A 16,067-nucleotide genomic window follows, 5' to 3' on the forward strand; every position below is an offset into this window, starting at 1 on the left:
CTGGGAGCCGCCGGCGCGCTGCCCGCGCCGGCGGCAACGCCCGGCGTCGAGGTGACCTGGAAGAACACGAATGTCTGGACGACCGGATTCCAGTCAGAGGTGGGTCTGCGCAACACGTCGACGACCACACTCAAGCCATGGCAGATCTCGTTTACCTACGGCAACAAGGTGAACACCCTGTGGAACGGGATTCTGCAGTCGGTTACCGGCGGTTTCACCGTGAAGGCGCCGAGCTGGGCTCCCCAGCTCGCCTCCGGAGCGGCAACCTCGTTCGGTCTGACCTCGTACAAGGTGGGTGCCTCGCCGCTGTTCCCCACTGCGTGCACGGTGATCGGCCTTCCGGCCGGGGCCGCGTCGATTCCGTGTTCTGTCAATGGCGCCGGGTCGACGACGCCCACTCCAACTCCGACGCCCACTCCCACTCCCACTCCCACTCCCACCGCGCCAGCACCTGCAGCCCGACCTGGGCCGGTTACACCGCCTACACCGTGGGTGGAACCCAGGACTTCGTCGGGTCCATCTCGAAGTTCCAGAGCGGCGGCGGGAAGTTCGTCGTCTCGTTCGGCGGGGCCGTCAACAACGAACTCGCCTGGGTCTGCACCGACCCCGCAGCCCTGCTCGTCGCCTACACGAAGGTTGTCGACCGCTACAGCGTGGACCGGATCGACTTCGACATCGAGGGCTCCGACGTCTCCGACCCGTCCGCCAACGCGCGTCGCGGCATCACGCCGATGATCGGGCTGAACGACACGGGAGAGGTCTTCTCGCTCACCGACACGACCAAGGTCGGCAAGTTCGCCAAGGCGAACGCGCTGAACTACCTCGCTGGTGGGAAATGACCCGGGACCAGCCGTGCACCGGCGGGATCGCCGCGTACATGTGCTCCTGGGTGAGCAACCCGCAGTGGTCGTTCTCCCGGGCGTTCGTGGCGGCCACCAACTAGCCGCAAGCCACTCAGCACCGAAAAGACGGATGCCCCTGCCCGGCCGGGTGGGGGCATCCGTTGTTTCATCGGCTGAAACGACTACACATGGTCGCGCCAGCTGTGCTGCGGTGCGTAGCCGAGCATCCGTCGAGCCTTGTCGATGGAGAGCAAGGTGTCGTTCTCGCCGACCTCCCGGAGTTCGACGCCGGGGAAGACCTCGGCGGCCAGCTCGGCGTTGGGCCGGCTCATCACCGTGTCGGCGGCGGCGATGATGAACGCCTCGAAGCCCGGCTTCGCGTTCTGCAATGCCCGCAGCACGGCCTGGGCGCCATCACGGCCGTCGATGTAGCCCCACAGGTTCCACTTGCGCAGGGTGGCGTCGGCGTCGAAGGCGGGGAAGGCCGCGTAGTCCTCCGGGTCCTTCACGTTGGAGAAGCGCAGAGCCGTGATGCTGAGTTCGGGATCCCAGCGGGTGAGCTGGATCGCCAGCTGCTCCTCGAGGTGCTTCACCAGCGAGTAGGTGCTCTCGGGCCGGGCCGGGTACTCCTCGTCCACGGGAATGTAGGGCGGGTCGATGTCGAACGGGAGACCGAGCACAGTCTCGCTGGACGCGTAGACCAGCTTCTTGACGCCCGCCCGCCGGGCCGCCTGGAACACGTTGTAGGTGGAGAGGATGTTGTTGTGGAACGTGGCCACGTCGGGAACCAGGCCGGGAGCCGGGATCGCGCCCAGGTGCACGATAGCGTCGAACCCGCTATGCCGGTCATCGACACCGAGGACCGCGTCGACGACCTGGCCGTAGTCTGTGAGGTCCACGACCACCAGATCGTGGCTGCGGGCACCGTCGCGGTCGAGGTTCAGTACCTCGTGGCCCTCGGCGACGAGGTACGTCACGACGGTCCGGCCGAGCTTTCCGCTTCCACCAGTGACAACGATCTTCATGCGGGACTCCTTTGTGTGAGCGGTGCTGCGGATGCGGCGCTGAGGCATCCGTGCCGGGTCTCGGCAGCTAGGACGACACGAACAAGCGTACGACTGCACGGTGGGCGCGCTGTGCGTGCACTGCGCGTGCACTGCGCGTGCACTGCGCGTGCAACGCGCGTGCAACGCGCGTGCAACGCGCGTGCAACGCGCGTGCAACGCGCGTGCAACGCGCGTGCACTAGCCTCCAGACATGGAAACGTGGGACGTCATCGTGGTCGGTGCGGGCGTCTGCGGTCTGACCATCGCCCGGAACCTGCAGGAGCGCGGTCGTGCGGTCCTCCTCCTCGACAAGGGATCGCGGCCGGGCGGGCGGCTCGCGAGCCGCCCGCTCGGCGGCCGGCTGTTGAACCCGTCCGTCGACACGGTTCACAGTCACGACGCCGAGGTCACCAGCGAGATCACCCGCCGAACGGGAGCCCGGTTCGTGCCCGACACCGAGGGCTACGCGAAGTGGATGTTCGACGAGCCCGCGGGCGATATTGCCAAGCGGTGGGCGGGCGGCACGACGCTCCGGCGCTTCTTCGTCACCCACCTCGCCGTGCAGGATTCCGGTCTCATCCACGTCGTGCCGCGCGGCTCGGGGGAACCGTTCGGGGGCCGGGCGGTGGTTCTCACAGCGCCGGTTCCACAGAACCTGCAGATGCTGCGCGGCAGCGGGATCGCTGTCGCGCCCGGCCTGCTCGAGGCTGCCTACGACAGGCGGGCTGTTCTGCTGTGCATCGTCGACGGCGCCGACGACGTCGTCAATGACGTCGTGGGCCGGTCCGCTCCCGACGGAGTCATCGAGACGATTAGAGTCAGGCACCGGGATGATGCCGGACAGGTGTGGCTCGAGGTCATTGCGAGCCCGCTCTGGAGCGAGGCGACCTGGGACGCGGACGCCACATTTTCGCAGGCGGAGCTGCTGGCCGAGCTGATCCGGCTGCTGCCCGGCGTGCGCGTTCTGGACTCAGCGCTGAAGCGCTGGCGGTATGCGAATGCTGTGGTGCCTGCAGATTCGGGGTCGGATGCCACGTTCTTCCGCAGCGCGGACCAGCCCGGCATCTTCGTGGCGGGAGACGGTTTCGGGCGGCTGCACGGGCATCCGTCGGGCATCTCTCGGGCCGTGCGCTCCGGACTGGACGTGGCCCGCGCGCTCGCCTAGCCCGCCTGAGCCCAGCGTTCGAGCTCGACTTCCGGTGGTCGAGCTCGTCGAGACCCGGCGCGCCGTCGCTAACTTCGGAGATTTTCGCGACACGCCGCTCAGGCTGGCGCCAAGACCGGCGTTTTCCAAAAATCTCCGTAATAACGTGACGACGGATGCGGGTGGCAGACCCGGTGACGGATGCCCGAAGCAGGCCTGGTCGCTCCCCGCCGAGGCACTGGCCGGGTTCGAGCAGGCCCTGCTGGAGTCGGCCCCGCACCTGACGGTGTCGAACCTCGTCTAGAGCAGCACGCCCCACACCACGTGCGCGGCCAGCAGCGTGGTGCCGAGCGTGACGAGGGTGATCTGCACGATCTCCACTCGGTGCGGATGCGCCCATGCGCCGTGGGCTCGTCGGCCGAGCCAGGCGTTGGTCCAGACCAAGGCCGCCACCGCGAGCAGCGAGAGGGTGACGGTGCGCACGAAGAGTTCGGGCACGTCACGGAGAGCCCCGGCGCCGACCTGGTAGAAGGCGATGATGCCCCACGGCACGATGCCGACCATGGCTCCGAAGACGAAGGGCCGGAGCGAGCCGCCGGCCGGTTCACGCTCCTGCAGTGCGAGGAACAGCGTGGCACCCGCCGTGATGGCGTAGAGCGCCACCAGCGTGCCGACCTCCGTGACGCCGTTGAACTGGGCGATGAGGAACACCGTGATCGCGGAGACCTGCGAGTACTCGACCCAGCGCAGTGGATTGCGCGCGGCGGCCAGGCCGCGCCGGTAGCTGCCGGCGAACGTCGGGGTCACGGCGGCGAGGCGTAGGAGCGCGGAGAAGGCGAGCAGGATGACGACGGCCACCCCGAGGTTCACGGCGGCCAGGTCGATGACCTGCGCTTCGGCCTGGGAACCCACCGGCCCGCCGGGGAAGCCGGCCGTGACCGGCAGCAGCACCGGGGCGCTCTGGGCCAGGACGACCACGGAGACCAGAACGGCCTGTGCGATCAGGAGGAGTGCGGCGGCGAGGTTGACGCTGCGCAGGCGGGTGGATCGGGCATCCGTCACGGTGTTCTCCGATGCCGTCGTCATGCACTCAGCGTAACGGCCAGGGTGCGCCGGCAGCCTCCGGAAACGCGAGAATGAAGGGGTGAGTGACGCCGGCAGCTTCGTAGACGCGACGCTGCAAGCCGAGGGGGATCCGTACCGGGCGGCGGCGGAGAAGGAGCGGCTGGGCAGCGACCTGCGGTTCTACGGTGCCTCGGTCGGCGCGGTGCGCGGCACGATCCGGGACGCCGGCCGCCGGTATCCCGGCCTGACGCAGGACGACATCACAGCACTGAGTTCCGAGCTGTGGGCGGTGCCGGTGTTCGAGCGCCGTCTCGCGGCCGTCGTGCTGCTGCAATCGAATGTGCGGGTGCTGGACAACTCCGACCTGAGCCGGATCGAGAAATTTGTGCGAAGTGCCCGCCTGCGCGAGTTGGTCGACCCGCTCGCCGTCGACGTGGTGGGTCCACTGGTGGAGCGGTTGGATGCGCCGGGCCGGGCCCGGGCAGACGGGGTGCTCGATCGCTGGGCCGGCGACGGCGATCCGTGGTTGCGCCGGGCCTCCCTGCTCACGAGGCGTCGGCTCGAGCAGCACCTCTGATCAGTCTCAGAGCCCCGGCAGAACCTGCTCGCGCACCTGCTTGCGCAGGATCTTGCCGAGCATCGAGCGGGGCATGTCCTCGATCGTGACGATCCGGCGCGGGATCTTGTAGGCGGCGAGGTGCTCGCGGCAGTGCTCCCGCAGTGCATCCTCATCGAGCGGCACTTCGGGCTTCAGCTCGACTGCCGCGACGACCATTTCCCCGCCGCGTTCGAGAGCCTTGCCGACGACGGCCGCGTCGACGACATCCGTGTGCAGTCGCAGCACCGCCTCGACCTCCGAGGGCGAGACGTTGAAGCCGCCGGTGATGACGAGTTCCTTGGCGCGGTCCACGATCGTGGTGAAGCCGTCTGCGTCGACGGTCACGATGTCCCCCGTGCGCATCCAGCCGCCGGGGAGGAGGGCCTTCGCGGTCTCCTCGGGGTTGTTCCAGTAGCCCTGGAAAACCTGGGGGCCCTTCAGGAGCAGCTCGCCGGGCCGACCCTGCACTACCTCCATGGTGGGGTCGTCCAGGTCGACCACCTTCATCAGCGTGGAGGGAAAGGGCACGCCGACCGTGCCGGGCCGGCGGGTGGGGTGGAACGGGTTGCCGAGGGCCACCGGCGACGTCTCCGTCATGCCATAGCCCTCCACCAGCAGCCCGCCCGACACCGATTCCCACATTTCCACGACATGGTCGGGCAGGTTCATCGCACCCGAGATGCAGTACTGGCAGGAGCGCAGCGAGATTCCGCGCTCCTTCGCCACCACGGCCGTGCGCTCGTAGATCGGCGGCACCGCGCAATACACCGTGGCGGGCGACTTCTTCATGGCGTCGAGAATCAAGTTGGGGTCGAACTTGGGGAACAAGACGAGCAGACCTTGCTTACGGATGCCGTAGGTCAGGTAGAGGGTCATGCCGAACGCGTGGAACATCGGCAGGATCGCGTAGAAGACCTCCTTGCGGTACTCGGCCCCGTGCATCCATGCCTCGCCCTGCAGGGCGTTGGAGTACAGGTTGAAGTGGGTGAGCATGGCGCCCTTGGGCTGGCCCGTGGTGCCCGAGGTGTACTGGAGGGCCGCGAGGTCGTCGACCGACGGGCGCGGATGCCCGGGATCGATCGGGACATGGCTGAGCAGTTCCTTCCACGGGATCGTGCCCGGCGCGGCAACCGTGAGGGCCTCGCGGGATTCGCGTAATTTCTTCACCGGCAGGTGCAGGGCGAGGCGCTTGAGGGTCGGGAACGCCAGGAGCAGGTTCACGGACACGATGTGGTCGATCTCGATGTCGCGCGGGAAGGCGCGAACGGAGGCCACGGATTTGTCCCAGGCGATCACGATGCGCGCCTGGTGGTCCTCGAACTGGTGGCGGAGCTCCCGCGAGGTGTACAGCGGGTTGTGCTCGACCACCACGGCGCCCAGGCGCAGCACCGCGTAGAAGGCGACGACGTGCTGGGGGCAGTTCGGCAGGATCAGGGCCACCCGGTCTCCCGCTCGCACCCCGAGGTGCCGCAGACCCTCCGCAACCCGGTCGACCTGGTCGCCGAGCTCGGTGTACGTCGTGCGGCGCCCGAAGAACTCGAGTGCGGGGTGGTCACCGGCCTCGGCCACGGACCGCTCGAGCATCGCGACGAGCGACTCCGTGGGGAGCTCGATCTCGGCCGGGACGCCCGGCTGATAGTTCTTTACCCAGGGTTGCTGCTGCGTTGTCGACATGGTCTTATCCTCCCGCACGAACGGGGCGCACTCTCCGATGGATTACCGTTGTAATATGCACACCCCTGACACGACCCCCACGCAGAGCGAGGCAGATACTGCCCGCGACGCGAAAACCTTCGCCGACCTCGGGCTCAATGATGCGATGCTCAAGGCGCTCAAGGACGTCGGGTACGAAACTCCCTCCGCCATCCAGGCCGCCACCATCCCCCCGCTTCTCGCCGGGCGCGACGTCGTCGGCCTCGCCCAGACCGGAACCGGCAAGACCGCCGCGTTCGCGCTGCCGATTCTTTCGCGCCTCGACCTGGCGCAGAAGACCCCGCAGGCACTCGTGCTCTCCCCGACCCGTGAGCTTGCCTTACAGGTCTGTGAGGCATTCGAGAAGTACGCCGGTCATATGCGCGGCGTGCACGTGCTCCCCGTCTACGGCGGCCAGGGCTATGGCGTGCAGCTCTCCGCGCTGCGCCGTGGGGTGCACATCGTCGTCGGTACGCCCGGCCGCATCATGGACCACCTCGAAAAGGGCACGCTCGACCTGTCGCAGCTGAAGTACCTGGTGCTCGACGAGGCCGATGAGATGCTCAAGATGGGCTTCGCCGAAGACGTCGAGACGATCCTCGCCGACACCCCGAACGACAAGCAGGTCGCCCTGTTCTCGGCGACCATGCCGCCGCAGATCAGGCGGATTTCGAAGAAGTACCTGAACGACCCCGAAGAGATCACGATCAAGAACAAGACCACGACCTCCGCGAACACGACCCAGCGCTACCTGATGGTGTCGTACCCGCAGAAGGTCGACGCGCTCACCCGCATCCTCGAAGTGGAGAACTTCGAAGGCATGATCGTCTTCACCCGCACCAAGAACGAGACCGAACTGCTCGCCGAGAAGCTGCGCGCGCGCGGCTACTCCGCCGCTGCCATCAACGGCGATGTGGCCCAAGTGCAGCGCGAGCGCACCGTCAACCAGCTCAAGTCCGGCAAGCTGGACATCCTGGTCGCAACGGATGTCGCCGCGCGCGGCCTCGACGTCGACCGCATCAGCCACGTCGTCAACTACGACATCCCGATCGACACCGAGTCGTACGTGCACCGCATCGGCCGCACCGGCCGCGCCGGCCGCAGCGGCGCAGCGATCAGCTTTGTCACGCCGCGCGAGCGACACCTGCTCAACGCCATCGAGCGGGCGACCCGCCAGCCGTTGACGCAGATGCAGCTGCCCAGCTTCGAAGACGTCAATGTCACCCGCCTGGCACGCTTCGACGACGCCATCACCGAGGCCCTCGGCCAGTCCGAACGGATCGGCGCCTTCCGCGACATCATCGGTCACTACGTCGCACATCACGACGTGCCCGAAGCGGATGTCGCGGCGGCCCTGGCGGTCGTCGCCCAGGGAGAGACTCCCCTGCTGCTCACCCAGGCGGATGCCCGCGCGCAGCGGCCCGAGCGTGCCGACCGCGGCGACCGGGCAGAGCGCGCCCGCGCCGACGCCGGTCGCGGCGACCGCCGTGACGAACGCGCAGAGCGCGGCGAACGCGTGGAGCGGGTGGAACGCCGCCCCCGCGACAACAACCGCGCGATGGCCTCGTACCGCATCGAGGTCGGCAAGCGCCACAAGGTGGAACCGCGCCAGATCGTCGGCGCTCTCGCCAACGAGGGTGGCCTGAGCCGCGAAGACTTCGGTCACATCCAGATCAACCCGGAATACTCGCTCGTCGAGCTGCCGGCCGACATGCCGGGCGACGTGCTGGGCCGACTGGAGAACACCCGCATCAGCGGCAAGCTCATCGAAATCCGTGCCGACGGCGGCGGACCGGTCCGTCGCGAGGGCCGCACCGAGCGCCCGCCGCGCCAGCCGCGCAGCTACTAGGCACCTGCCTCGGCAGGGCACGGGGTATCCGCGATCCGCTACCCTGCCGGGGGCTATCCAACTCTGGTGCAGAGTGCAATCGTCGTCGGCGAACCACATGGTTCCTGACGAAGGAGACTGACATGTTCACCAGTTCCGAGGCCTTCAGTTCGTTCTCCGTTGACGACATCGACAAGGCGAAGCGCTTCTACGGCGAGACCCTCGGTCTCTCCGTCACGGAGGGCATGATGGGCAACCTCGAGGTTCGGCTCGGCAACGGCGCGCAGCTGTTCATTTACGTCAAGCCCGATCATGTGCCGGCGTCCTTCACCGTGCTCAACTTCATGACCGACGACGTCGAGAAGACGGTCGACGAGCTCAATGCCCGCGGCGTGACCACGAAGATCTACGGCGATGCGGATCTGGCCGACATGCCGCCCAACGACGAGAAGGGCATCATGCGCGACGAGGAGGACCGGGCCCAAATCGCCTGGTTCACGGACCCGGCCGCCAACGTGCTGGCCGTGGTTGCGAAATCCATGTAGCGGTGTACCCGGTGATCTGGAACGGGGAGACCAGCCAAAACATCATCGGCCGTTGGAGACCTTCGTCGGGAGCAGACCGGAACTCGGCAGTCTCAGCGCGCAGGAACGTGACCTCCTGAGCACCACGGTCTTCCGGGCAGTGGAGCGTCGGTACGACTGTTGGGGGTTTGACTTCCTGTGGTTGCCGGTCGGCTCGACCCTCTGGCGCCCTGACGGCGTCAGCGGCTCCGCGTCGCCGGGAACAGCGGCTTGCAGGTCGTGCAGACCTCGCCGTCCTCACCGTTTTCACTCCGATCGTCGACGGCACGGTGCTCGCTGCCCAGACGCTCGAGCAGCGCCCATGCCAGCAGCGCGATCGCGGCGACGGCGACGACCGGGCGAACGGCGGCGGCGATAAGTGGCACAGCCTCCCGCAGTTCGGTGGTGAGATAGACCGCGATCAGGCCGAGCACGGGCCAGCGCACGTCACACCGGGTGGCTTCCCCGCCGATCGGGGCATCGAAAAAGCTGGCGACGACCAGGCCGATCAGCCCGGCCCCGACGACCGTGACCGCATAGGCCCAGACGGCACCGGGGAACATCAGTGATCCGCCGGCCACGGCAACGGAGCCCGAGGCGAGTGTCAGCGCGGTTAACGCCGCCGCCGCGATACCGGCTGCGACCATCCGTCTTCGGCGAGGCCAGATGCGGAGTTCGGTGAACGTTCTAGAGATTCTCATGGTGTGGCTGATTCCTCGATTGTCATTCAGAGTTGATACCCCAAGGGGTATTTTATACACATGTAGTCAGACCCGACAAAGCCAGATGATCTGCGCAAGACCATGAACCGGCTCAAGCGCGCCCAGGGGCAACTCGCCGCGGTGATCGCCGCCGTCGAATCAGGCGCCGACTGCCGGGCGGTCGTCACCCAGCTCGCCGCCGTCTCCAGCGCCATCGACCGCGCCGGCTTCACGATCATCACCTCCGCGATGAAGGAGTGTCTCACCGACCAGGGCGACACCGTTGACAAGAAGCCCCTCCGCGTGGAGGAACTCGAGAAGCTGTTCCTGGCGCTGTCCTAGTTGACAAGCGACACCACGGCCTGCACGGCCACATAGACCGCGACGATCAGAACCAGAACGGCGAATCCGCGTTTCAGCACCGTGTCGGAAAGTCCGCGGGCGAGCCGGCCGGCGATCAGCGACGCAGCCATGGCCGTCACGGCGAACGCGCCGGTCACGGCCCAGTCGATCTGCACGTCACCGAGGTGCGCGGTGAACCCGGCCATCGAGTTGATGACGATGATGACCAGCGAGGTTCCCACGGTCACGCTCATGGGCAGGCCGAGCACGAGGGTGAGCGCGGGCACGATGAGGAAGCCTCCACCGACGCCGAGCAGCCCGGTCAGGAAACCGACCACCGCGCCGGTGGCGAGCGCGCGGGGCAGGCAGCTGCACCACCTGGTTTTCCCACCGGGGAGAGCACAGGGGCCGCCGCCAGGTCGGGTCGGCATGAACATGCGGATGCCGGCGATGACCATGATCACGGCGAAAATCAGCAGCAGAACTCCCGGGTCGAGCAGCCGGTTGACCATGGTGCCCAGGTAGGCGGTCGCCACCCCGGCCGACCCGACGATGGTGGCCAACCGCCAGTTGACGCCACGACGCAGCCGCGGGAGCACGGCGACGGCGGAGGCCGCTCCGACCACGATCAGGGAGGTGGGGATCGCCTCCTCCAACGGCAGCCCGACCCCGTAGACCAGGGCCGGCACGGCGAGGATCGACCCGCCCCCGCCGACCAGGCCCAGCAGCGCCCCGACGATGAGCCCGAGGACGAGGGCCGCGATGATCACGGGCGCTGAGGCAGAACCGTGGGCAGCCGCTCAGCGGTCCACTCGAGCATGCCGCCCATCATATTGATCGTGTCGAATCCGGCGGCAGCGAGGTAGTCGGCGGCGCTGGCGCTGCGACTCCCGCTGCGACAGACCAGGATCACGGGTCGCTTCGGGTCCAGAGCGGCGGTGTTCTCCGGAATCGTGCTGAGCGGAATGTGCCGGGCTCCGGCGATCATGCCGTCGAGAAGCTCGGGGGTTTCCCGAACATCGACGATCTGCGCCTCGGCCTGGCGGCTGAAGACCTGCTGCGGGGTGAGTTCCATCATGAGTGCCTTTCCAGGGACAGACTAGGGCGGAATCGAGCCCACAGAACCAGGAGGAGTCCGGTCAGCGCGAAAACGCCGAACAGGACCGGTCCCCGGAAGGTGAGGTCGACGGCCGTGAGCATTTGGAGGGTTCCGCCGCCGGTGCCGAGGTCGGTGAGCATGGCCATCAGGCCCATCCCGCCGACGAAGAAGGCGACGAAGACGGATACGCCGGTGACGATCAGATTGTAATGGACCTTCCGCAGCGGGTCGGCGGAGGCCCACTGGTAGACGTGGTTCATCAGGACTCCATCCGCGCTGTCGAAGAGGGTCATGCCGGCCGTGAAGACGACGGGGAGCACCAGGGCCGCGTACCAGGGCAGGCCCGGCGTGAGCACCCCGGCGAAGACGAAGAGGCTGATCGAGGCGGCGGTGTCGAGGCCGAGGCCGAAGAGCAGGCCGATCGGCAGCATCTTCCAGGGCCGGTCCACGAGCCGGGACATCGGCCGGAGCAGCCGGTTGATCACGCCGCGATTGTCGAGGTGCCCGTCGAGCTCGCTCTGCACGAAGCGCCCGGTCCGCACGTCGCGCAGCACCTGGCGCAGCCCTTTCAGGGAGGACAGGTTGAGCGCGCCCATCAGGATCAGGAAGACGCCGGAGACGGCGGCCCCCCACACGCCGGTGACCTGCCGGAGAGCGGAAGCGTCGTCCGCGAGGCCGCCGGCGAAGGCGTTGACGCCGAGCACCAGCAGCACCACGGAGACCACGACGACGGAGGAGTGCCCCAGGGCGAACCAGAACCCGACCGAAACCGGTCGGCGGCCGGCGCCGACCAGGCGACGGGTGGTGTTGTCGATCGCGACGATGTGGTCGGCGTCGACGGCGTGCCGCACCCCCAACAGGTAGGCGCTGACCGCCAGTCCGAGCATCACCGCGGTGTTGCCGCCCGTGCGGGACAGCTGCGGCAACACCAGCAGGAACAGGGTTCCCCAGCCGCCCAGGTGGAGGGCCACCACGGCGGCGCCCATGCCGAGAAGACTGCGCTTCTCGGCCGGGTGGATCGCCGTTCGCTTCCCCGTCATGGGGTTAGATGGTCAGCTCGGCCAGGGTGAGTCCGGCAGCCGTGGCCTCGTCGAAGTTCCCGTCGACGTGCACGACCTCACGGCCGGCGCGCTGCAGAAGGCTGGCGGCGACGCCGGCACGGTAGCCGGAACCGCAGTGCACCCAGATTGTGCCGGCCGGGATCTCCTCCATCCGGGAGAGCAACTCGTGCAGCGGAACATTCACCGCACCGAGCAGGTGGGAACCGGCGAACTCGTCGGCGCGACGGGTGTCCAGAAGGACATCCTGTTCGGCGCGGCCCTGCAGCATCCCGACCCAGCCCACACGCGGGTAGGTGGCGACCGGGGCATCCGGGGCCAGGGCGTGCGGCTCGGTGCCGATGCCGGCATCCGGCGAGTCGATGCCGATGCGCGACAGGTCACGGATGGCGTCCTCGACGTCTGCGCGGTCGCCGACCAGGGTGAGCTGCTCCTTCCAGGGCAGAACCCAGCCCAGGTAGGTGGTGAAGTTCGAGCCGTTGCCGTATTCGAAGCTCACGGCACCCTGCAGGTGGTTACTCGAGAACGCGACCCGGTTGCGCAGGTCGACGACCCACTCCCCCTCGGCCAGGCGCCGGGTGAGCTCGGCGGCGTCGAGGGACTCGGGCACCTGCAGGTTCGGCGCGCCGGGACCCTGCGTATTCGCGGGGGCCATGTGCGCGTAGTAGGAGGGGTAGGCGGTGAGGTTGGTGATCAGGTCGCGCACGAAGTGCTCCTCATCGGAGTCGGTCAGGGCGTGGTTCGCCGTGAGCTGTTCGCCGATGGTGGATGCTCCGGCGCCGGTGGCCGGGCCGCTGGAGCAGAAGGAGCCGAACCCGTGGGTCGGGAAGAGCGCGGCGTCATGCTCGGCCTTGTGCACGAGCCGGCGCACCGAGGCGTACTGGTCGTGGGTGAGCGCGACCGTGTCGGTCGTGGCTACCAGGTCGGTGCGTCCGACCGAGCCGAACAGCAGGCTGCCGCCGGAGAAGACCGCCTCGGTGGTGCCGTCACTGACGATGTAGGACACGTGCGTGTGGGTGTGCCCCGGCGTGGCCACAACGGTGACGGTCAGGCCGCCGATCGGGATGACCTGGCCGTCGGTGACCGGCTCCCGCTCGAAAGTGACGGAGTCGGCGGCGTTGACCAGGTACTTCGCGCCGTGAACCCGGGCGAGCTCGAAGCCGCCGGTCACGTAGTCGTTGTGCAGGTGGGTCTCGGCGACGTGGGTGATGGTGACCCCGGCCTCGCGTGCCGCGCTCTCCACCCGGTCGGTGTCGCGCTGCGGGTCGATGACCAGCGCGACCGCGCCGTCGTGCACCAGGTAGCTGCGGTCTCCCAGCTGCGGGGTTTCGATAACGATAACGTCCATGGTTCGAAGTCCTCCAAGTCTTGCATGCGTCGTGCTGACGTCTTGCCTGCGTCGTGCGTGCGATTGGATCGCACATTGGATACGATACCCCCAGGGGTATCCGGAAAGCAACCTGCCGGGCCGCCCCGGGCGTCGTCCGACGCTTGACCGAAATACCCCATGGGGTATATTCTGGAGTTATGGCAACCATTGACACCACCGAGAAAACCTTCGACCAGACCATCACCGACAACTCCATCGTGCTGGTGGACTTCTGGGCGGCCTGGTGCGGCCCGTGCCGCATGTTCGCGCCCACCTTCACCGCCGCGTCCGAGAAGCACCCCGACATCGTGTTCGCCAAGGTCGACACCGAGGCCGAGCAGAGCCTGGCCGCCGCCGCGGGCATCCGTTCGATCCCGACGCTGATGGCCTTCCGCGACAAGGTGCTGGTGTTCTCCCAGCCCGGCGCCCTGAACGCCTCCTCCCTGGAAGAGGTCATCACCGCCGTGCGGAGCCTCGACATGGACGAGGTGCACGCCAGCATCGCGGCCCGCCAGGCCGCCGACCAGGCGTCTGCCTGACCGGCCTCTCCGCCTTACCGACTCCCAGCGACGCCCCCAGGCCGGCCAGTCGAACCAGGGCGGCATGGCCATGGGCACGCTGACCGAGGACCAGAAGTCAGAGCTTGCGGCGATGACCGAAGAAGAGAAGCTCGCGTACGACCTGTACGCCGCATTCGACGCACAGTACGACCCGGCGCTTTTCACCCGCATCGCCAAGTCGGAATCCAAGCACCTGGATGCCGTGCGCACCCTCCTGGAGCGGTATGAGCTCACCGACCGTCGGACTGGCGGCCGGCGAGTTCCTGACCGACGACACCCAGGACCTCTACGACACCCTCCTCGCCGAGGGCTCGGTCACCGTGGACGCCGCGATGGAGGCCGGACGCGCGGTCGAGGAGACCGACATCGCCGATCTGACCATCGCGGTCGAGGGCGTCACCGCCCCCGACGTGCTGAAGGTCTACGAGCGACTGCTGGCCGCTTCCGAAAAGCACCTCGTCGCTTTCGGCGGCTAAGCACCGGCGACACAACGAAGGGCACCCACGCTCGTGGGTGCCCTTTGCGGTGTTGTGGGTGGTGCCGGTGTTGCGGGTGGTGCCGGTGTTGCGGGTGGTGCGGTGTTGCGGGCACTACCGGGTCGTGACGATCGGGAGACCGGTGGAGACGGTGGCGGCAGACATGGCGCCGGCATCCGTCACCGAGGCGAACCCGAGATCAGCCAGACGAGCCGCCGCGGCGGCCGAACGGCTGCCCGAGCGGCAGTACACGACGTAGTCGCCGTCGGTCGGCAACGCCGCGGCCTGGCTGTCGAAGTCGGATGACTGCACATCGATGTTCAGCGCGTCTTCGAGGTGACCGGCGGCGTACTCCCCGGGGGTGCGCACGTCGATCACGACGGTGTCGGCCGCCATGGCGGACTCAGCCGCCGGGGCGGCCGGAGCGGAGCACGCGGTGAGGCCGAACAGGGCGGCACCGGCCAGGACGAGTGCCGCGACGAGGTTCTTCATGCCTAGTTGCAGGTGCAGCGCTGAGCGGGCGGGATGTCGGCCATGACGCTGTCGACGTGCTCACCGCAACCGGTCCAGGTGATCTTGCCGCAACGGTTACAACGAATGGGGCTGCACATAGGTGACTCCTTCTCGATTCACTGAAAGTATCAGCATACCCCCTAGGGTATCCAGAGCGCCACCATCGGCCTCGGTCGCTTTCCCGGCAGCCCTTGCCCCCAGACCACGGCCCGCCCGAACGAATTCGACGGAGATTTTCCGATTTTTGACCTGTGTGGGCCACTAACCGGGCTCCAGAGCCAAAATCTCCGTCGAATTTGTTAGGGGCGATGGGCGGGGTGCGAGTCGCGGGCGAGCTGGGTAGCCAGTTCGCCGAGGGCGGTGATGGTGTGGTCCGGTGCCGCGAAGAAGCTGGGGTAGATCTCATCGGCGCGGTTCAGCCACGCAGTGCGGAGGCCTGCCTGCGCGGCCCCGTGGATGTCCCAGGGGTGCACGGCCACCAGGAGCAAGTCGCCCGGCTTCACTCCGCAGACATCCGCGGCGTAGTCGTAGGCGGCCCGAACCGGCTTCCAGGCCGGGGCGTCCTCCACCGTGAGCAGAGCCTCGAACTCCCCTCGGAGACCCGCCCGGGTCAGGAGGGACTCGGCCACCTGCGCGGATCCGTTGGAGAAGGTCACCAGGCGCAACCCTGCACTTTTCAGATCACGGATGCCGTCGGCAATGTCCGGATGCAGGCTCAAAGTCTCGAAGCCGTCCATCACGTGGCGCACCGAGTCGTCGAGGCTACGGGTCAGGTCGACGTCGCGGAGGACCCCGCGCAGGATCTCGGATCCGATCATGGAGAATTGCGCGGTTCCTCCCGCGGCGGCGAGGGCGAAGCCGTCCCGCAGCAGCGAGGCGAACCAGACCCGCGCCAGGTGGGCCGGGGCTCCGATCTCCACGAACCGGGCGCTCAGCGGGGACATATCGGAGAGGGTTTCGTTGACGTCGAAAACGATTACTGAAGGTGTGCTGTTCATAGCGATTTCCTTTGATTGGTGCGGTTCTGCCGCCGTGCCTTTCCCGCGAGGAACACCCCAGCCACGGTCAGGGCTCAGCTGGTCCTCCTGTCAAAGCTTTCTTCCGCGCAACACCCTAGTCGCGCGGGGAGGGATCCACCGGGGTGGCCTTCCCTCCGATCCCACCTGGGTCG

General features: G+C 67.7%; 18 protein-coding genes and 2 pseudogenes. 10 read left to right on the forward strand and 10 right to left on the reverse strand.

Annotated features, from left to right (window positions below; translation table 11 throughout):
• Positions 1-51 precede the first annotated feature (51 nt).
• Together CXY82_RS18635 and CXY82_RS18040 are read left to right on the forward strand one after the other, a co-directional pair.
• Positions 52-324: pseudogene (locus CXY82_RS18635) on the forward strand (cellulose binding domain-containing protein); the annotation flags it as partial.
• A gap of 38 nt (positions 325-362) precedes the next feature.
• Positions 363-839 (forward strand): hypothetical protein, encoded by a 477-nt coding sequence (locus CXY82_RS18040; RefSeq protein ID WP_233199324.1) that lies wholly within the window; start codon positions 363-365, stop codon positions 837-839.
• 185 nt (positions 840-1,024) lie between these two features.
• Here CXY82_RS18040 and CXY82_RS12160 read toward each other — a convergent pair whose 3' ends face one another.
• Positions 1,025-1,867 (reverse strand): NAD(P)-dependent oxidoreductase, encoded by an 843-nt coding sequence (locus CXY82_RS12160; protein WP_104171148.1) that lies wholly within the window; start codon positions 1,865-1,867, stop codon positions 1,025-1,027.
• A gap of 232 nt (positions 1,868-2,099) precedes the next feature.
• Between CXY82_RS12160 and CXY82_RS12165 the strand changes: the two genes are divergently transcribed.
• Both CXY82_RS12165 and CXY82_RS17370 read left to right on the forward strand, forming a co-directional pair.
• Positions 2,100-3,053: an FAD-dependent oxidoreductase gene (locus CXY82_RS12165; protein ID WP_104171149.1), complete on the forward strand. Its 954-nt coding sequence runs from the start codon at positions 2,100-2,102 to the stop codon at positions 3,051-3,053.
• Between the two features lie 34 nt (positions 3,054-3,087).
• A complete protein-coding gene (locus tag CXY82_RS17370; RefSeq protein WP_104171150.1) occupies positions 3,088-3,336 on the forward strand; it encodes a hypothetical protein in 249 nt (82 codons plus the stop codon).
• On the opposite strand, the gene heR is transcribed toward CXY82_RS17370, so the two are convergent.
• On the reverse strand, positions 3,333-4,118 hold the full coding sequence (gene heR / locus CXY82_RS12175; RefSeq protein ID WP_104171151.1) for a heliorhodopsin HeR: 786 nt from the start codon (positions 4,116-4,118) through the stop codon (positions 3,333-3,335). The two genes, CXY82_RS17370 and heR, sit on opposite strands and share 4 nt — an antisense overlap.
• Positions 4,119-4,176: 58 nt before the next feature.
• On the opposite strand from heR, the gene CXY82_RS12180 reads away from it, so the two are divergent.
• Positions 4,177-4,674, forward strand: coding sequence for a DNA alkylation repair protein (locus tag CXY82_RS12180; protein WP_104171152.1), 498 nt, complete (start codon positions 4,177-4,179; stop codon positions 4,672-4,674).
• Positions 4,675-4,680: 6 nt separating this feature from the next.
• On the opposite strand, the gene CXY82_RS12185 is transcribed toward CXY82_RS12180, so the two are convergent.
• Positions 4,681-6,369 (reverse strand): long-chain-fatty-acid--CoA ligase, encoded by a 1,689-nt coding sequence (locus tag CXY82_RS12185; protein ID WP_104171153.1) that lies wholly within the window; start codon positions 6,367-6,369, stop codon positions 4,681-4,683.
• Between the two features lie 55 nt (positions 6,370-6,424).
• Here CXY82_RS12185 and CXY82_RS12190 point away from each other — a divergent pair, with 55 nt between their 5' ends.
• Together CXY82_RS12190 and CXY82_RS12195 are read left to right on the forward strand one after the other, a co-directional pair.
• On the forward strand, positions 6,425-8,236 hold the full coding sequence (locus CXY82_RS12190; RefSeq protein WP_104171154.1) for a DEAD/DEAH box helicase: 1,812 nt from the start codon (positions 6,425-6,427) through the stop codon (positions 8,234-8,236).
• 122 nt (positions 8,237-8,358) lie between these two features.
• A complete protein-coding gene (locus CXY82_RS12195; RefSeq protein ID WP_104171155.1) occupies positions 8,359-8,760 on the forward strand; it encodes a VOC family protein in 402 nt (133 codons plus the stop codon).
• Between the two features lie 218 nt (positions 8,761-8,978).
• Here the strand turns inward: CXY82_RS12195 and CXY82_RS12200 are convergent, their stop codons facing one another.
• A complete protein-coding gene (locus CXY82_RS12200; RefSeq protein WP_146069125.1) occupies positions 8,979-9,479 on the reverse strand; it encodes a hypothetical protein in 501 nt (166 codons plus the stop codon).
• Between the two features lie 102 nt (positions 9,480-9,581).
• On the opposite strand from CXY82_RS12200, the gene CXY82_RS12205 reads away from it, so the two are divergent.
• Positions 9,582-9,821, forward strand: coding sequence for a metal-sensitive transcriptional regulator (locus CXY82_RS12205; RefSeq protein ID WP_104171157.1), 240 nt, complete (start codon positions 9,582-9,584; stop codon positions 9,819-9,821).
• Here CXY82_RS12205 and CXY82_RS12210 read toward each other — a convergent pair.
• From CXY82_RS12210 to CXY82_RS12225, 4 genes are read right to left on the reverse strand one after another with little or no spacing between them, the layout of a single operon-like run.
• Positions 9,818-10,591: a sulfite exporter TauE/SafE family protein gene (locus CXY82_RS12210; RefSeq protein ID WP_104171158.1), complete on the reverse strand. Its 774-nt coding sequence runs from the start codon at positions 10,589-10,591 to the stop codon at positions 9,818-9,820. The genes CXY82_RS12205 and CXY82_RS12210 overlap by 4 nt on opposite strands.
• Positions 10,588-10,899: a rhodanese-like domain-containing protein gene (locus CXY82_RS12215; RefSeq protein ID WP_233194097.1), complete on the reverse strand. Its 312-nt coding sequence runs from the start codon at positions 10,897-10,899 to the stop codon at positions 10,588-10,590. The genes CXY82_RS12210 and CXY82_RS12215 overlap by 4 nt, the downstream gene beginning before the upstream one ends.
• Positions 10,896-11,960 (reverse strand): HoxN/HupN/NixA family nickel/cobalt transporter, encoded by a 1,065-nt coding sequence (locus tag CXY82_RS12220; protein ID WP_199180953.1) that lies wholly within the window; start codon positions 11,958-11,960, stop codon positions 10,896-10,898. The genes CXY82_RS12215 and CXY82_RS12220 overlap by 4 nt, the downstream gene beginning before the upstream one ends.
• Positions 11,961-11,964: 4 nt before the next feature.
• Complete coding sequence (locus CXY82_RS12225) at positions 11,965-13,326, reverse strand: rhodanese-like domain-containing protein (RefSeq protein ID WP_104171160.1); 1,362 nt, start codon at positions 13,324-13,326, stop codon at positions 11,965-11,967.
• Positions 13,327-13,505: 179 nt separating this feature from the next.
• On the opposite strand from CXY82_RS12225, the gene trxA reads away from it, so the two are divergent.
• Together trxA and CXY82_RS12235 are read left to right on the forward strand one after the other, a co-directional pair.
• Positions 13,506-13,886 (forward strand): thioredoxin, encoded by a 381-nt coding sequence (trxA, locus tag CXY82_RS12230; RefSeq protein WP_104171161.1) that lies wholly within the window; start codon positions 13,506-13,508, stop codon positions 13,884-13,886.
• Between the two features lie 112 nt (positions 13,887-13,998).
• A pseudogene (locus CXY82_RS12235) lies at positions 13,999-14,383 on the forward strand (DUF2202 domain-containing protein).
• Between the two features lie 114 nt (positions 14,384-14,497).
• Here the strand turns inward: CXY82_RS12235 and CXY82_RS12240 are convergent.
• Positions 14,498-14,875: a rhodanese-like domain-containing protein gene (locus CXY82_RS12240; protein ID WP_104171163.1), complete on the reverse strand. Its 378-nt coding sequence runs from the start codon at positions 14,873-14,875 to the stop codon at positions 14,498-14,500.
• A gap of 320 nt (positions 14,876-15,195) precedes the next feature.
• Positions 15,196-15,894, reverse strand: a complete 699-nt coding sequence (locus CXY82_RS12245) for a haloacid dehalogenase type II (RefSeq protein ID WP_104171164.1) — start codon at positions 15,892-15,894, stop codon at positions 15,196-15,198.
• Positions 15,895-16,067 lie beyond the last annotated feature (173 nt).

The organism is Cryobacterium sp. M23 (genome assembly GCF_002929655.1).
Lineage (GTDB): Bacteria > Actinomycetota > Actinomycetes > Actinomycetales > Microbacteriaceae > Cryobacterium > Cryobacterium sandaracinum.

Excerpts from the sequence above, each read along its gene's own strand:
- trxA (WP_104171161.1), top strand. The coding sequence starts at position 13,506 with ATGGCAACCATTGACACCACCGAGAAAACCTTCGACCAGACCATCACC.
- CXY82_RS12205 (WP_104171157.1), top strand. The coding sequence starts at position 9,582 with ATGAACCGGCTCAAGCGCGCCCAGGGGCAACTCGCCGCGGTGATCGCC.
- CXY82_RS12220 (WP_199180953.1), bottom strand. The coding sequence starts at position 11,960 with ATGACGGGGAAGCGAACGGCGATCCACCCGGCCGAGAAGCGCAGTCTT.
- CXY82_RS12200 (WP_146069125.1), bottom strand. The coding sequence starts at position 9,479 with ATGAGAATCTCTAGAACGTTCACCGAACTCCGCATCTGGCCTCGCCGA.
- CXY82_RS12215 (WP_233194097.1), bottom strand. The coding sequence starts at position 10,899 with ATGATGGAACTCACCCCGCAGCAGGTCTTCAGCCGCCAGGCCGAGGCG.
- CXY82_RS12160 (WP_104171148.1), bottom strand. The coding sequence starts at position 1,867 with ATGAAGATCGTTGTCACTGGTGGAAGCGGAAAGCTCGGCCGGACCGTC.
- CXY82_RS12240 (WP_104171163.1), bottom strand. The coding sequence starts at position 14,875 with ATGAAGAACCTCGTCGCGGCACTCGTCCTGGCCGGTGCCGCCCTGTTC.
- heR (WP_104171151.1), bottom strand. The coding sequence starts at position 4,118 with ATGACGACGGCATCGGAGAACACCGTGACGGATGCCCGATCCACCCGC.
- CXY82_RS12190 (WP_104171154.1), top strand. The coding sequence starts at position 6,425 with ATGCACACCCCTGACACGACCCCCACGCAGAGCGAGGCAGATACTGCC.
- CXY82_RS12195 (WP_104171155.1), top strand. The coding sequence starts at position 8,359 with ATGTTCACCAGTTCCGAGGCCTTCAGTTCGTTCTCCGTTGACGACATC.
- CXY82_RS12225 (WP_104171160.1), bottom strand. The coding sequence starts at position 13,326 with ATGGACGTTATCGTTATCGAAACCCCGCAGCTGGGAGACCGCAGCTAC.
- CXY82_RS12185 (WP_104171153.1), bottom strand. The coding sequence starts at position 6,369 with ATGTCGACAACGCAGCAGCAACCCTGGGTAAAGAACTATCAGCCGGGC.
- CXY82_RS12165 (WP_104171149.1), top strand. The coding sequence starts at position 2,100 with ATGGAAACGTGGGACGTCATCGTGGTCGGTGCGGGCGTCTGCGGTCTG.
- CXY82_RS12245 (WP_104171164.1), bottom strand. The coding sequence starts at position 15,894 with ATGAACAGCACACCTTCAGTAATCGTTTTCGACGTCAACGAAACCCTC.